Source organism: Curtobacterium sp. PhB146 (genome assembly GCF_004342995.1).
In the GTDB taxonomy this organism is placed as follows: Bacteria; Actinomycetota; Actinomycetes; order Actinomycetales; family Microbacteriaceae; genus Curtobacterium.
The window spans coordinates 229,382-244,247 of sequence record NZ_SMBN01000002.1; the positions used below are offsets into that span (position 1 = coordinate 229,382).

At 69.0% G+C, this 14,866-nt stretch carries 19 protein-coding genes; 14 read left to right on the top strand and 5 right to left on the bottom strand.

Annotation, left to right across the window (positions count from 1 at the left end; translation table 11 throughout):
- Positions 1-27 precede the first annotated feature (27 nt).
- The 13 genes from EDF33_RS09485 (at position 28) to EDF33_RS09540 (ending at position 11,599) form a co-directional block, all read left to right on the top strand.
- Entirely contained in the window at positions 28-1,230 is a 1,203-nt protein-coding gene (locus EDF33_RS09485) for a phage portal protein (protein WP_165918772.1), read from the top strand.
- Complete coding sequence (locus EDF33_RS09490) at positions 1,223-2,815, top strand: HK97 family phage prohead protease (RefSeq protein ID WP_165918773.1); 1,593 nt, start codon at positions 1,223-1,225, stop codon at positions 2,813-2,815. Before EDF33_RS09485 ends, EDF33_RS09490 begins: the two co-directional genes overlap by 8 nt.
- A 5-nt stretch (positions 2,816-2,820) precedes the next feature.
- Positions 2,821-3,156, top strand: a complete 336-nt coding sequence (locus EDF33_RS09495; protein WP_132099904.1) for a hypothetical protein — start codon at positions 2,821-2,823, stop codon at positions 3,154-3,156.
- The gene (locus EDF33_RS09500; protein ID WP_132099905.1) at positions 3,153-3,533 is read left to right on the top strand and encodes a hypothetical protein; all 381 of its coding nucleotides are present in this window, start codon (positions 3,153-3,155) and stop codon (positions 3,531-3,533) included. The genes EDF33_RS09495 and EDF33_RS09500 overlap by 4 nt, the downstream gene beginning before the upstream one ends.
- 8 nt (positions 3,534-3,541) lie before the next feature.
- On the top strand, positions 3,542-3,991 hold the full coding sequence (locus EDF33_RS09505) for a hypothetical protein (protein WP_132099906.1): 450 nt from the start codon (positions 3,542-3,544) through the stop codon (positions 3,989-3,991).
- Positions 3,992-3,997: 6 nt separating this feature from the next.
- Positions 3,998-4,402 carry a hypothetical protein gene (locus EDF33_RS20395; protein ID WP_207906665.1) on the top strand — a complete coding sequence of 135 codons (405 nt, stop codon included), beginning with the start codon at positions 3,998-4,000 and terminating at the stop codon, positions 4,400-4,402.
- A gap of 13 nt (positions 4,403-4,415) precedes the next feature.
- The gene (locus EDF33_RS09515) at positions 4,416-4,724 is read left to right on the top strand and encodes a hypothetical protein (RefSeq protein ID WP_132099907.1); all 309 of its coding nucleotides are present in this window, start codon (positions 4,416-4,418) and stop codon (positions 4,722-4,724) included.
- A 121-nt stretch (positions 4,725-4,845) separates the two neighbouring features.
- Positions 4,846-7,473, top strand: coding sequence for a tape measure protein (locus tag EDF33_RS09520; RefSeq protein ID WP_132099908.1), 2,628 nt, complete (start codon positions 4,846-4,848; stop codon positions 7,471-7,473).
- Complete coding sequence (locus EDF33_RS09525; protein ID WP_132099909.1) at positions 7,473-9,650, top strand: hypothetical protein; 2,178 nt, start codon at positions 7,473-7,475, stop codon at positions 9,648-9,650. Before EDF33_RS09520 ends, EDF33_RS09525 begins: the two co-directional genes overlap by 1 nt.
- Before the next feature lie 2 nt (positions 9,651-9,652).
- The gene (locus tag EDF33_RS20140; RefSeq protein ID WP_165918774.1) at positions 9,653-10,108 is read left to right on the top strand and encodes a hypothetical protein; all 456 of its coding nucleotides are present in this window, start codon (positions 9,653-9,655) and stop codon (positions 10,106-10,108) included.
- Positions 10,109-10,131: 23 nt separating this feature from the next.
- Positions 10,132-10,974, top strand: a complete 843-nt coding sequence (locus EDF33_RS09530; RefSeq protein WP_165918775.1) for an N-acetylmuramoyl-L-alanine amidase — start codon at positions 10,132-10,134, stop codon at positions 10,972-10,974.
- Entirely contained in the window at positions 10,971-11,426 is a 456-nt protein-coding gene (locus EDF33_RS09535; protein ID WP_165918776.1) for a hypothetical protein, read from the top strand. Before EDF33_RS09530 ends, EDF33_RS09535 begins: the two co-directional genes overlap by 4 nt.
- Positions 11,417-11,599 (top strand): hypothetical protein, encoded by a 183-nt coding sequence (locus EDF33_RS09540; protein ID WP_132099912.1) that lies wholly within the window; start codon positions 11,417-11,419, stop codon positions 11,597-11,599. Before EDF33_RS09535 ends, EDF33_RS09540 begins: the two co-directional genes overlap by 10 nt.
- Positions 11,600-11,666: 67 nt before the next feature.
- Here EDF33_RS09540 and EDF33_RS09545 read toward each other — a convergent pair whose 3' ends face one another.
- The 4 genes from EDF33_RS09545 to EDF33_RS20145 form a co-directional block, all read right to left on the bottom strand.
- Positions 11,667-11,855 (bottom strand): hypothetical protein, encoded by a 189-nt coding sequence (locus tag EDF33_RS09545; RefSeq protein ID WP_132099913.1) that lies wholly within the window; start codon positions 11,853-11,855, stop codon positions 11,667-11,669.
- 119 nt (positions 11,856-11,974) lie between these two features.
- The gene (locus tag EDF33_RS09550; protein ID WP_132099914.1) at positions 11,975-12,532 is read right to left on the bottom strand and encodes a hypothetical protein; all 558 of its coding nucleotides are present in this window, start codon (positions 12,530-12,532) and stop codon (positions 11,975-11,977) included.
- A gap of 28 nt (positions 12,533-12,560) precedes the next feature.
- Positions 12,561-13,388 carry a tyrosine-type recombinase/integrase gene (locus EDF33_RS09555; protein ID WP_207906666.1) on the bottom strand — a complete coding sequence of 276 codons (828 nt, stop codon included), beginning with the start codon at positions 13,386-13,388 and terminating at the stop codon, positions 12,561-12,563.
- A gap of 293 nt (positions 13,389-13,681) precedes the next feature.
- Positions 13,682-13,840, bottom strand: a complete 159-nt coding sequence (locus EDF33_RS20145; RefSeq protein ID WP_165918777.1) for a hypothetical protein — start codon at positions 13,838-13,840, stop codon at positions 13,682-13,684.
- 36 nt (positions 13,841-13,876) lie between these two features.
- Here EDF33_RS20145 and EDF33_RS09560 point away from each other — a divergent pair, with 36 nt between their 5' ends.
- Positions 13,877-14,251: an HIT family protein gene (locus tag EDF33_RS09560; RefSeq protein WP_243692419.1), complete on the top strand. Its 375-nt coding sequence runs from the start codon at positions 13,877-13,879 to the stop codon at positions 14,249-14,251.
- Positions 14,252-14,308: 57 nt separating this feature from the next.
- Here EDF33_RS09560 and EDF33_RS09565 read toward each other — a convergent pair whose 3' ends face one another.
- Positions 14,309-14,632 carry a DUF4190 domain-containing protein gene (locus tag EDF33_RS09565; RefSeq protein ID WP_165918778.1) on the bottom strand — a complete coding sequence of 108 codons (324 nt, stop codon included), beginning with the start codon at positions 14,630-14,632 and terminating at the stop codon, positions 14,309-14,311.
- Between the last annotated feature and the right edge of the window lie 234 nt (positions 14,633-14,866).

The window sequence follows — 14,866 nt, forward strand, 5'->3', positions numbered from 1 at the left end:
CCGCGGCAGGCCGTCAGGGTCTTCCTCGTGCCACTGATTCGCTCCCTCGCCGCCGCTCTCGGCCTCCGCTCCGCGGACGTCGCGAACGACCACACGAGCGACGTGGAAGAGTTCGCCGCTGACGTCCAGCCGGCCGCGCGAACCACCACCGGCGTCACCATCGACAGCGCCCTCAGCCTCTCCGCCGTGTTCCGCGCGGTCCAGATTTGGGCGACCGGCACCTCGCAGCTCACTGTCGACGTGTTCCGCGGCCTGGAGGCGGTCGACCCGCAGCCGGCTATCGTCCGCCAGCCCGACCTCGGCACCTCCCGATCGGCGTTCATCGAGGAGACCACCACCAGCCTCGCCACCACCGGCAACGCCTACTGGCGGCTCCACCGCGCCGGCTCCGGGTTCGGCTCTCGCGCCGCCGGCGAGGTCCGCACCGCCGAAGTCCTCAACCCGCTCCTCGTCACCCCGCTCACCAAGGACGCCACCCAGCGCGTCGTCGGCTACAGCTACCAGGGCCGCACCCTCAAGCTGGACGAGGTCCAGCACCTCAAGCTCCTCCGCGTCCCCGGACACATCACCGGGCTCGGCCCGATCCAGGCAGCCCGCGCCGAGCTCGCCGGCGCGATCGACCTCCGCAACTACGCCACCGACTGGTTCAAGCGAGGCGACGTCCCGCCCGGCGTGCTCACCACTGAGCAGCAGCTCAACGGCGAAATGGCCAAGGCCTACAAGGCGCAGTGGTACGCCGACACCGAGGGCATCAAGGTCCTCGGCGCCGGCCTCAAGTTCAACCCGATCATGCTCGCGCCGAAGGACGCGCAGTGGATCGAGTCGCAGAACCTCAGCGTGCTCCAGGTCGCGCGCATGTTCGGCATCCCGCCGCGCATCATGCTCGCCAGCCTGGAGGGCTCCGGCGACACCTACGCGAACCTCCAGCAGGAAGACCTCTCGTTCGTCCGTTGGACGCTCAACAAGGTCCTCCGCGAAATCGAGGAGGCCTGGACCGCGATCACGCCCCGTGGCCAGACCGTCCGGTTCAACCTCGACGGCGTCCTCCGCGCCGACACCGAGACCCGCTACAAGGCGCACGAAATCGCCATCCGCGCCGGCTTCCTCTCCGTCGATGAGGTCCGTGCGATCGAGGGCCGGCCCCCGCTCCCCAAGAGCGCCGCGACGCCCGACACCGATCCCGCCGGCGACGACGAGCCCACCGACGAGGAGACCCCGAGCAATGACTGACCAGCTCCACCACCGCAGCGCCCACGTTCGCGCAGTCGACCAGGAGGCCCGCACCGTCACCGGCATCGCCGTGCCATGGGACGAGCCAACCACGATCCGAGATTGGGACGGCGAGTACACCGAGCAGTTCGCCCGCGGCTCGGTCCGAGACTCCGACGACTCGCTCCTCTACTGGCGACACACGGAGCCGATCGGGCGCATCATCTCGCACCGCGACACCGACGCCGGCTGGGAAATCACCGCCGCGATCAGCTCTACCCCACGCGGTGACGAGGCCTACACGCTCCTCCGCGACGGCGTCATCCGATCGTTCTCGGTCGGCTTCCGCCCTGTCCGCAGCTCCGTGGACGAGGAGACCGGTGCGGTCACCCGCGAGGAGGTCACCGTCGCCGAGGTCTCCGTGGTCCCCATGCCGGCGTACCGCGGCGCAGACGTCACCGACGTCCGCCACCAGTCCACCACCACCACACCCCGCCCCCAGGAGGCAGCCCCCATGACCGACGTTCTGACCCGTGCCGACCTCAACGAGCTCCGCACCGAGTTCGAGGACCTGACTCGCGGCATCGGCACCCGCCTGGACGGCCTCCAGCGCGACGAGGAGCCCGCCGTCGACACCCGCTCCGCTGGCGAAGTCCTCCAGGCTCTCAACCGCGGCGACGAGGCCACCGTCGCCGCCTACGACCAGCTCATGCAGCACCGCGCCGACGAGCCGGCCGTGCTCAAGGACGGCGCACCCCGCCCGGCGTGGGTCGGAGACCTCACCCGCATCATCGGTGACAGCTCGATCCTGCCCGGCCTGTTCTCCACCGGCACCCTGCCCGCCGAGGGCAACACGCTGGAGTACGGCCAGCTCAAGACCAACACGGTCCAGGTCACCGAGCAGGCGAACGAGGGCGACGCCCTCGCGTTCGGCAAGGTGTCGATCGAGACCAAGAGCGCACAGGTCAAGACCTACGGCGGCTACACGACCCTGTCCCGCCAGGCCGTCGAGCGGTCCTCCATCGCGCTCCTGAACCACCACCTCAACGCCCTCGCCCTGGAGGCCGCGAAGCGCCGCAACGTCTCACTCCGGGCCTACCTCGCCAAGCTCCGCGCCGACCAGGTCACCGCCGACACCCTCGCCGCTCGCAAGACCGTCACGGTCGCCGCCGCGGACACCTACCTCGACTGGGTCGGCGCGATCGTGGACGCCGCCGGCATCTACGAGGACCTGGCGCTCCCGCTCGACGGTCTGCTGGCCGACAAGGGCACGTTCAAGTCGCTCGCGCAGCTCCACGACAGCGCCGGCCGGCCGCTCATGACCGTCTACGGCACCGGTTCGAACGCCGTGGGTGAGGTCAACGTCAAGAACATCGACGGCAACCTCGCCGGCGTCACCGTCAAGGTCGACCCGAAGCAGGCCACCGAGGGCGCATCGTTCTTCAACAAGAACGCCGTGCGCCAGTACAACAGCCCGCTCGTGTCCCTCACCGACGGCAACGTGGTCAACCTGACCAACGCGTACTCCGTCTACTTCTACGCCGCCCTCGCGGCCGAGGTGCCCGACGCCCTCGTGCCCGTCGTCACCGCCGACCCCACCGAGTGATCGTCGTGACCGTCACCGCCGCCCAGCTCGCCGACTACGTCAACCCCGACCAGTACGGGCTCGACGGCGACGAGCGACCCGAGCCCGACGAGTTCACCACCGGATGCGCCAAGCGTGCCGCGGAGCTCGTCAAGGCCTACATCGGCGCGGTGACGGTCCCCGGCGACATCATCGACGGCGCAGTCCTGGAAGTCGGCTCCGAGCTCTACCACCGCCGCAAGTCACCCAACGGCGTCGCCCAGTTCGGCACCGAAGGCACCCCGTCCGTCTTCACCGCCCGCGACCCGCTCGTGCGCGTCTACCCGGTGCTCGACCAGTGGGTGCCGCGGGGGCTCGCATGAGCACGGACAACGACCTCACCAACCTCCGCGACCGGATCACCGAAGCACTCACCACGGCCGGCATCAAGGCCTACCCGAACATGCCGGACCGGCTGCACCCGCCCCTCGCCCTCGCCCAGCCCGGGGACCCCTACCTCGAACCGGGCCCGGCGGCGGGCTTCGGGGCCGGCTCGTGGGCGATCCACCACGAGGTGGTCTTACTGGTCGCCCCGGGCGACAACCGCGCTCAGACGCGCGCCCTGGACCGGCTCATCGAGGACGCCGTCAACGCGCTCGGCACCAACCGAGTCCAGCAGGTCGGCCAGCCCTACGTCCTCGCCATCAAGGACGGCGGCGAATACCTCGCCGCCCGCATCACCCTCACCGACACCCTCTAGGAGCTCCAGTGCCACTCAACAAGACCGGGTCCACCCGGCTCAAGGGCAACGCCCTCTCGCTGACCATCGACGGCGTCGACTACTGGGTCGACATCACCTCCGCCAAGATCACCCCCGGCGACGCCGACAAGGACGTCGTCACGTTCTACGACGCCGCGAACGGCGGCGGCAGCGAGTACGTGCTGAACATGACCGCCATCCAGTCGCTCGACCCCGCGTCGCTCTGGCGCTACGCGTGGGACAACAGCGGCAAGGAGGTCGACTACACCTACGCACCGAAGGGCAACACCGACGCCCCGCGCGACGACGCCCCCTGGTTCGTCGGCAAGACGACCATCGGCACCCCGCCCGAGGTCGGCGGCGAGGCCGGCGCTGACAAGGAGTACACCTCCGACCTGGCGTGGAAGTGCGACGGCAAGCCGAAGCTCGTCACCACCGCCCCCGCCACCGGGGAGTAGCACCCCGTGGACGGTGACCTCTCGATCGGCACGGGCGACGTCCGAGTCAGGATCACCGGCCTCACGAAGACCGTCACCGCGCTCCGCAAGTCGGGCACGGACATGCAGGACATGTCCGAGCTCATGCACGCGATCGGCACGACGGTCGTCCACATCGCTCGACCCAAAGCGCCGTACCTCTCCGGCGCGCTCGCCCGCACCGTCCGCGCGGGTCGCGGCAAGACCAAAGCCGTGATCCGCGCGGGCACCGCAGCGGTGCCCTACGCCGGCGTCCAGCACTACGGCTGGCCCGCACGAGGCATCCGCCCGCACCCGTTCCTCGTGGACGCCCTCACCCTCGCCAGGCCCCGCGTGCTCGACCAGCTCGACCAGGGCCTCGCCCAGATTCTCCGCAAGAACCACCTCACCTGAAAGGACCACACCCGTGGCCGGATTCGACGCAAGCAAGCTCACCCTCGGCGAGATCGAGAAGGTGGAAGACATCTCCCGCCTGTCCATCGACCAGATCGGCGAGGACGGCGTCCCGAAGGCGCGCATGCTCTCCGCCCTCGTCTACGTCATCAAGCGGCGCGAGGACCCCACCTTCCAGTTCGACCAGGCACGCGAGTTCACCCAGGACCAGGCGCTCGAACTCCTCGGTGTCGGCGACGACGAGAACGAGGACGAGGAGCTGGCGGACGACGTGGACCCTACTCAGCCCGCGGCCTCCGACGAGCCCGCGCCCGCGATCTAGCCGAGTTCGTGGTCGGGCTCGGCATGAGCCCGACCGACTACCGCAACCTCACGCTGCTCGAACGCAGCGAAATCCTCGCCGCCGTCCAGCGGCACAACGCCAAGAAGTAAGGAGGTGACCCGTGGCCGGGCAGACCATCACCATCAGCGTCCTCGCGGACACCAAGAAGTTCTCCTCGGCCATGGGGAACCTGTCCAAGAAGACCGGCCTGTCCAAGCTCGCCGACGGTGCCAAGAACGCCACCGCCAAGCTCGGCGGGCTCCTCAAGACCGGCACCAAGGTCGTCACCGGCCTCGCCGCCGGCCTCGCCGCGCTCGCGCTCAAGAAGGGCTTCGACCGCGCCCTCGCGATCGACGACGCCGAAGCCAAGCTCAAGGCCATCGGACTCAGCACCAAGCAAGTCTCCGGGATCATGGACCAGGCGCTCACGAGCGTCCAGGGAACCGCGTTCGGGCTCGGCGACGCCGCCGGCCTCGCCGGGCAGCTCATCGCATCCGGCGTCAAGCCCGGCAAGGACCTCGCCCGCGCGCTCGACACCGCCGCGGACTCCGCCGCCGTCGCCAACGTCAACCTCGGCGAGCTCACGCCCGTCTTCGGCAAGATGGCCGCCGGCGGTCGCATCGCCACCGAAGACCTCAACTCCCTCCAGGACCGCGGCCTGCCCGTGTTCCAGTGGCTCGCCGACTCCCTCGGCGTCACCACCGACGAGACCCGCAAGATGGTCTCCGCCGGCAAGGTCCAGTTCGCTGACTTCGAGGACGCCGTCGCCTCCCACGTCGGCGGCGCAGCGAAGAAGACCGACAGCCTCCGCGCCGTGTGGAACAACACCATGGCAGCCCTCGGCCGCGTCGGCGAGAAGGCCATCAAGAGCGTCTTCCCACTGTTCAAGCCCGCCCTCAAGAACATCACCACATGGCTCGACGGCGTCGGCGAGAAGGTCGGCCCCGTCGCCGAGCAGTTCGGCATCTGGTTCCAGGGGTCCGCCCTGCCCGCCATCACCGCATTCGCCAAGCGCGCCCTGCCGCCCCTCAAGGCCTTCGGTGACTGGCTCGTCCGGGACCTCTGGCCCGCCATCCGGGACGCCGCACTCAAGATCGGCGACGCCTTCGCGAAGGCCACCGGCAAGCTCTCCTCCGGCGGCGGCGACCTGTCCAAGCTCGCCTCATTCCTCGGCGACACCCTGCCCGGCGCGGTCCGCGTCGCCGGCGACGTCATCGCCTGGATCACGACCGTCCTGTCCGAGCACACGGGCATCATCAAGCTCGCCGCCGGCGCGTGGGTCGCCTTCAAGATCGGCTCCTACGTCAAGGGCGTCGCATCCGCCGTGACCGGCGTCGTGGACGGCACCAAGGCCATCATCTCGTCCACCACCGGGGCCGTCGGCGCAATCAAGCGCTTCGGCGACGGGTTCAGCAACGCCGCAGCAGCCGGCTCCCGGTTCTCCGGCGTCGCCGGCACCCTCGGCGGTGCCGCTCGCAAGAGCGTCGACGGCGTCAAGACCGCCGCCACCTGGTCCGGCACCCTCGCCAAGAACGTCGCGCTCGGCACCGCGAACCTCGCGAAGCAGTCCGCCGCATGGACGGTCAACACCGCCAAGACCGGCGCGGCGAAGCTCGCCTCCGTCGCCTCGTCAGCCGCGACCCTCGCTAAGAACATCGCCCTCGGCACCGCGAACCTCGCGAAGCAGTCCGCCGCATGGGTCGTCAACGCCGCCAAGATCATCGCCGCGAAGACCGCCCAGCTCGCCGTCGCGGCCGCAACGAAGGTCGCCGCCGCCGTGCAGTGGCTGTTCAACGCCGCGCTCAACGCCAACCCCATCGGGCTCATCATCACCGCGATCGGCCTCCTCGTCGCCGGCCTGGTCTGGTTCTTCACGCAGACCGAGCTCGGCCGCGACATCGTCGCCAACGTCTGGGGCGTCATCCAGAAGGCCATAGCCGCCGTTGTCGACTGGTTCCAGAACACCGCCCTCCCGTTCCTCACCCGCACGTGGGACGGCGTCGTGAAGGCGTTCCAGACCGCCAAGGACAAGGTCGTGGCCTTCCTGCAGGGTCTCCTCAAGGTGATCCAGACCGTGTGGAACTACTCGCCGCTCGGCCTCATCGTCAACAACTGGGGCAAGATCATGGCGTTCTTCGCCGCGATCCCCGGCCGCGTCGGCGCGGTCTTCCGCAACGCCGTCGCCTGGCTCGCATCCGCCGGACGCAGCATCCTCGACGGACTACTCGGCGGCGTCAACCGAGGCTGGACCGCCGTCGCCAACTGGTTCGCCGGCATCCCCGGCGCGATCGGCAGCGTGTTCTCCAACGCCGGCTCCTGGCTCTCCGGCGCAGCCAGCAAGATCATGCAGGGATTCCTCGACGGCCTCGCCGCCGCGTGGAACACCGTCAAGGACTGGTTCGGCTCGCTCACCAACGCGATCCCGTCGTGGAAGGGACCCGAGGGCAAGGATAAGACCCTGCTCACGAAGGCCGGCGGGCTCATCATGGGCGGTCTCGTCAAGGGGCTCTCCTCCGGCCGCGACAAGGTCCGCTCCACCCTCGGCGGCATCACCGAGCTCATCCAGGACGGCCTCGACGCGAGCTCCGGCACCTTCGGCGTCGGCGGCGTGGACCTCTCCGGCGCATCCCCCCGCGTCGTCGTCGTGCACGCCACCGTGCAGGCACCCGTCGGCTCCTCCGGGATCGACATCGGCCGCGAGCTCCAGGCGTACATCGACCAGTGGCTCCGCGCGAACGGAGGACGGTAATGGCCATCACCGAACGCCCGGTCCTCGACCAGCTCACCCTCCGTATCGACCGCCCCGCAGACGGCATGTTCGTCCTCGGACGATCGACCCTCGGCGGCGAGAAGGACACCTACGCGTGGACGGGTGCCCGCGGCCGTTCCGCTTCGACGCAGACCTCGCCGAGCGGCCTGGTCCTCCGCACCAACGAGGTGCCCGACCCCATGGGTCAGGGCAACGCAGTCTCGTGGGTCGGCGGCTCGGACTCGACCTATATCGACTCTGAGGGCCGCGTGCGCGTCCTGCCGTTCGAGGACGTCACCGCCGGCACCATGCTGGTCCGGACGCCGCTCATCGCGGCCCCTGCCGGACAGGTTCGGTCAGGCCGGCTCCTGGCGTACCACACGTCATTCCGGGTCCCGCTGCACAGCTTCCAGCTCCGGCTCACCGCCTACAACAGCGACGGTGCCCCGCTCGCCCACGTCGCCAGCGCGACGGCGACGTTGCAGCCCTACGAGCCCGGCGAGCTCACCGCCAACGCGCTCACGCTCCCGCCCACCGCCGTCGCGTACGCGCTCGAGCTCTACGCCATCGACCAGCAGTACGCCAACGACGCCGTCTACGTGTCGGCGCTCGGCGAGCCCGGGGCCACCGCCGGCCCCTACTTCGACGGCGACACCGCCGATACGCCCAGCGCCAGCTCGGCGGTCCTCGGCTCGCAGGTCACCCGCGTCAACGTCCTCCCCGACGCCGTGCAGACCATCACCACCAACCGCGGCCTCGCCGGCGACGACGTCGCCACCCGCAAGGTGCAGGTCGGCACACTCTCGGTCACCTTCCGCAACGCGCTCGATCCCGAGGACGACGCCAACTGGTGGGTCCGCTCCGGTCGACCGATCCAGGTCGCCACCGCCGGCGGTGTCCCGATCTTCACCGGCACCATCGGTACGGTCCGTGCAGAGTCCCGCTGGACTGCCGGCGTCGAGGACACCTACGTCACGCTCAACTGCACCGACGCCGTCGCGCCCCTGGCCAACACAACCCGCTACGGCGCGTCCTCCGGCGCGGCATGGGAGAGCTTCCAGGCGCGAGCTCGCCGACTGTTCTCCGGTACCGGCATGACGCCGGCGGTGGCGATCAGCTCCAGCGGCAAGACCGCCGTCGGCAACATGACCGACAGCAACGTCCTGTTCGAGCAGTACACGGACGCGCAGGTCGCCGAGGGCAACGCCTGGCGGGTCACCGAGGGCACCGGCATGGTGTCCGGCGCGGTCAACGCCGTCGGCGCGGTCACGTTCGTCGGCGGCGGCGACTCGGAGAGCAACCAGTTCACCCGCACCATCACCGGCATCACCCCGGGCAAGGCCTACCAGCTCACGTGCAAGCTCTGGTTCGACACCGAGCTCGCTGTCGACGCCACGCTTGACGGCCAGCCCTGGACCGTCATTGCCGGCCCGAGCCCGCAATTCGAGCAGTTCCAGTTCATCGCCACCGGTACCACTGCCGCATTCGTCGTCAACCTGCCGAGCGGCTACAACCCGATGCAGCTCCGCCACCTCTCGCTCCAGTCGTGGGCGTACGACCCGTACGCGATCGGCTCCGTTGTCTACGAGGGGCCGGTGGCCTCACACCTGGACATGCTCGTCGCGTCCGTTCCTGACGCCATCTGGTGGGTCGACGCGGCCGGCATCCCTCGTGTGCAGGACTACGCCCCTGTCGAGTCCCGCGCGCTCCTCAGCGACACCGCCCTCGGTCAGCTGCACTACACCGACCTGTCCCGCGAGCTCGACTCCGGCGCGATCGTCAACGACCTCACCGCCAACAACCACGGCCGTCGTCGAGCCGCAGACGACGCGGGCTCGACATGGGAGGACTACACGCCCAGCTACGGCTACCAGGACGTCACCTCGCGTGCGTCCTGGGGTGCCGCCGCGGTCGCGATCGACACGTGCCTCGCATCCGTGGGCGCCCTCGACCGACTCGCCGCCGCCACGTTCGAGCTCAACGCGGAACCGCGCGCCCGCATCTCATCCGTGACCGTCAACGCCCAGGAGAACCCTGAGCTCGCGTGCCAGGCCCTCGACGTCGCCTCGCGCATCTCGCTCGCCTACAAGCGCACCAGCGACACGCACCGGGTGCTCTCCGTCCAACACACCATCACCGCCACCCGCTGGCTCATCACCGCAACCCTCGGAGCCTAACCATGCCCAAGATTCGTACCTTCGCCGACGGCCAGCCCCTCAGCGCCGCCGACCTCAACGCCGGCGTGCCCGACGTCCCCAACGATGGCGACGTGCTCGACACGGGATGGGTCACCTCCGGCCTCGTCGCCGCCGCCGGCATCACTCTCGGCACCTACCGCATCCGCCGCATCGGCATGCAAGTGCTCATCAACCTCGACCCGTTCACCGTGGACTCCCTCGTCGTCCCGGTCTCCGGGGACATCGGCAACCGCGCGGTCTGCACGGTCGCCGACGCATTCAAGCCCAAGAACGTGCAGGCGCTCAGCTCAGCGAGCACCGGACGCGTCTCCTCCGGCTACATCAACGGGGCCGGCACCGTCGCCCTCGCCGCGACGACCCCGACCGCGACACAGACCGCGAACCTCACCCTCACCAACAACCAGTTCTCCCTCGGCGGCAGCTACTTCCTCGGCTGACGCTCAACCCGAAAGGACACCCCGTGACCTACAGCACCCTCACCACCGAGACCGTCGAGACCTCCCAGAAGTCCGGCCGCGAGAACGCGACCATCGACATGGTGATCCTCCACCACTCCGCGACGACCAACACCGATCAGGTCCTCCAGATGATGACCAGCGGCAGCCGCCGTGTGTCGGCCAACTACGTCGTCAAGGACCGCCGCATCGTCGGCGTCGTGCCCGAGGAGTGGCGTGCGTGGACCTCCGGCGGCACGACCGACGGCGGCAAGGGGGCGGCGTTCGACCGCCGCGCCATCACGTTCGAGATTCAGAACGCCAGCAACGGCGGCTCGTGGCCGGTCTCCGCCGAGTCGCACGAGAGCGTCGCGCAGCTTGTCGCAGACTTCCACCGCCGCTACGGCGTCAAGCTCGACCGCGACCACATCGTGGGACACCGCGAGCTCTACACCCGATGGGGCGCGAGCTACGCGACCGCCTGCCCTGGCGGACTCGAAATGGACGCCATCGTCAAGCGCGCCGCCGAGCTCGTCGCCGGCGGCACCCCGGCCCCGGCCGCGAAGCCGGCCACGCCGGCCAAGAGCTCCGCGCCGGCGTTCCCCCTGCCGGCCGGCTCCTACTTCGGCCCCAAGAGCGGGCCGGCCCGCTCGGTCTCCGGCTACTACTCCCACCGCGAGGACCTGCGGACGTTCCAGCGGCAGATGATTGCGCGCGGCTGGACCTTCCCTCGCTACGGCGCTGACGGCCTCTACGGCGACGAGCTCCGCGACAACGTCCTCGCCTTCCAGCGCGAGAAGGGCCTGGAGGTCGACGGCCTCGTGGGGCCGGCGACGTGGCGCGCAGCGTGGACCGAGCCGGTCACGTGAGCGACGCCGTCCTAGTCGCGATCGTCACGGCCATCAGCGCCGTGACGGTCGCCATCGTCACCCGTTCCAACACCCACTCCAAGCGCGCCGCCGCAGCAGCCACCAGCTCGGCACGTGACGCCGCCGCAGCGCGCTACCAGGTGGAGAACCACCACAGCACCAATCTCCGCGTAGAGGGCGACCAGCGCCACGGCGAGACCGTCGTCAACTTCGGCCGTGTCCTCGACGGACTCCAGGAGGTCCGCCGAGACATCGGCGGAGTCCGCTCCGAGGTTCGCTCGATCCGATCCGACGTCGGCACCCTCTACCGCCGCACCGACACCAACCGTGAGCGCCTCGACGCGATCACCCCACTCCAGGAGAAGCCATGTCCAAGCACGCAGCCACCGACACCGCAGACGCCCGCCAGCGGTCCCTCCGCACCCTCGCCCAAGGCCTCGCCGTGGACGTAGCTATCGCCGGCGCAGCAGCCGGCTACGCCGTCGTCCAGCACTGGTCCGGCGACGACGTCCTCAGCACCGCCGCGTGGATCGCCGCCGGCACTGCCGTCGTCAAGAGCGTCCTCACCGCTGGCCTGTCCTACGTCGCACGGCTCCGGATGCCGCCGACAAGCCCGACCGAATGAGAAAGTGCCGTGCAGGATCCTGCACGGCACTTTCTGTTGCTCGGAGTGTTCGGGTCACCCTGAGCGCCTACACGGTAATAGGTGACGCGTCCTCGTGTCGAATCGAGACCGCGCCGGCGACGAGCCACCCGACGAACGCGACGAAGCCGGCCGACAGCGCCAGCAGCGCCAGCCCGCAGATGACGCCCAGAGTGGGGACCAGCGACAGCCACGCGAGCCCATACATCTGGTCCGCGAGGCTGACGTACTGCACCACCGCCAGAATCGAGCAGCCCACCGCAGCGACTCCCGCGGTGATCCAGACGACGAGGAGGGACGCTTGCCACTTATTTCGCATTAGGACACCCTAACTTGGGGTCGGGAATTCTGGCAAGGTCATTCGGCTGTACTCACATCGATGCGCTGAGAGGCGATCTCTTCTTTGATCCAAGAGGCTAATTGCAGAACGCGGTTAGCTCGCGATCGGCTTGCGTGAAATACGGCTGTGTCGCTTCCCTTGTCGCGCGCGAGCTGAGTCGTCTTCCATCCGTCGTAGTCCCCGTGCATGAACCTGCCGTAGAGCTGCGACATCATCAGCTCTTCGTCAGAGAACACGCGATCATCCCCGCCGAACGACGTGCCAAAGCCTCCCTCGATCTTTTGGACGTTCTTCAACATGGCGTCCCATTCGTCGGCGGTCACCTCGTCGCCCACGTAGCAGTCCTGCGCGGCCCTCATGACGTTCGTCAGGCTCACTCTGTCGCCGGTGAAGTATTTTCGCAGAAGGAAGGCGTGGAGGAAGACCTGCCACCGTCGTTCGTCGTTATCGCGATGGCCAAGCATATTGATGCTATGGCCAAGCGGATAAGCCGCATCCAACCTTTCATAGTCCTCGACGGTCGAAAGGAAGTGAGCGATGCGAGTTGCTGCATTCGGATGGTCACGTTTACCCACAGGCCGATCATCGCACGATCGATTCGCGTCAGGAAACTATCGCTTCAATCGTGCGCCGCCGCTCGGCGTCGTCCGTCGCGACGTAGATGCGAGTGGTAGCCGGCGAGGCGTGGCCGAGAAGGTCCTGCACGACGGCGAGGTCACGGTTGACGCGGTGAGCTCGCGAGGCGAACCGGTGCCGCAGTGAGTGGACGGTCCAATCCCCGTCGAGAAGCCGGTTGACCAGCTTGCCGACCCAGCGGGGCGACAGGTGCCCGTCCTCATCGCCGGGGAACAGGTAGCCGTCGGGCTGTGACCGGAGGACGGCGGCGAGGCCGCGAGTGAGCGGGACGGTGCGCTGCTTGCCGCCCTTGCCGTGCACGACGATGGACCACCCCAGCATGTCCTCGAACACGTCGTCCGAGTGTGCGACCGCAATCTCGGCGCGGCGCATGCCGCAGTCGGAGGCCAGCCGCATCATGAGCTGTTCGCGGTCGTCGGCGCGCCGCATTGCGCGCTGGAGGACGGTGTCGGGCGTCGGGTGCGGTGTCGGCGGGACCGGCTTGACGCGGGGGAGCTTCGCCGCGGGGTTGATCGACGTGTGTCCGTTCTCAATCGCCCAGAGCCAGAAGGCGCGGAACGTGGTCCGCCGGCCCCGACGTGTCTCGCGCGACCAGGTCTGCGACCCGGCCCAGGTCACGAGCTGGCCCGGATCAACCTCCCACGGGCTCGCAGCGCCGATGCGGCGGGCCAGGTGTTCGAGGTGCTGGCGACGTGTGTAGCAGGTCGTGTGCGGGAGCCCCGCGGCCCTCTGGGCGGCAAGGAAGGCGACGATTGCGATGGACCAGAGTTGAGGGATGGAGCGAGACACGCTCATAGACGTTTCCAGGGAACCGGCAAGGTAAGCCTTGCCTAACCCTCCAACGTGTGACCGATTCGTTGCACGACGTGGCATGGTCAGGCCACTCGTCGGCCCGGTATGACGACAGACCGGTCTGCCCCTCGCATTGGGGTCACCTTGCCCTCGGAGGCTCCAGAACAGAAGGTTGGGGGTTCGAGTCCCTTCGAGCGCACAGTGCCGGTTGAACGGCATGACACCGAACAGATGAAGGGCCCCGGCGGATTCCGCCGGGGCCCTTCGTCGTTGGTGGTTCGTGCGCGAGTCGTGTTTCACCGACGCTGACGCCCGAGCAGCGCGATCCCCAGTACGACCAGCGCCACGACGACGAGCCCGACGACGGCGAGCAGGGGAAGCAGGTCGATCGACGCGGTGTCGTGGCACTCGACGGTTCCCACGGCACAGGATGCGAGGACGGTCGTCGTGGTCATGGTCCGAGTGAAGCACGGCGAGGTTGGATGGGGAACATGACGACGACGTCCGTGTTCGAACTGGTACCACGCACGCAGTGGGTCGCGGACGACGAGTTCGTCTTCGCGATCCTCGATGCACACCCGGTGTCACCTGGCCACACGCTCGTCATCCCGAAGCGGCGGATCACCAGCTGGTTCGATGCGAGCGAGGGAGAGCTCGCCGCGACGACCCGGATGGTGGCGCTGCTGAAGGCCCGGCTCGACGAGCAGCACCATCCCGACGGCTACAACGTCGGGTTCAACGACGGATCGGCCGCTGGCCAGACCGTCTTCCACGCCCACCTGCACGTCATCCCGCGCTTCGACGGCGATGTCCCGGCGCCGGCGGGCGGGGTGCGGAACGCCGTCATCGGGCGCGGCCACTCCTGAGCGCGGTGGTCAGTGGTCGGTGGTCAGTGGCCAGCGGCCGGAGGACGGGGCGACGAGTCAGCCCCAGAGGTGGAACGTCGAGTCGATGACGCCGGACAGCGCGAGGGCTCCAGGGACGAGCACGCCGAACAGGGTGAGCGTCGCGCCGATCAGGATGGCCGCGAACGCCAGCCCGTCTCCACGCTCGCCGGTCCGTCGGACTTCGTGCCGCGCGATGAAACCGACGACGACGCCGCCGATCGGGGCGACGAAGGCGAGCGCGATCGCCACGACGGCGAGCAGGCTCAGCGGCGCGAGTCCGGGCGTCCCGTCCGTGCTCGGGGCGGAGGCGGCCGGGGCGGAGGCGGCCGGCGCGGAACGCTCGGGGGCGAGGTCGGTCACGGGTGTCTTCCGTTCAGTCGGCGCACGTGGCGAGCTGCGGGCGTGCGAGGTCCGCTCAAGAGTAGAGGGACGGCGCCCGGAGCGGAGGCCCGCATTCGGGGTCCAGCTGCCCGGTCGGGTGACTTCGTGAGCAGAAATGGTCGGGTTCATCGACGGGACTCGACCATTTGTGCTCACGAAGCGCACGGCTCACGAAGCGCACGGCTCACGAAGCGCACGCGCTCACGAAGCGCA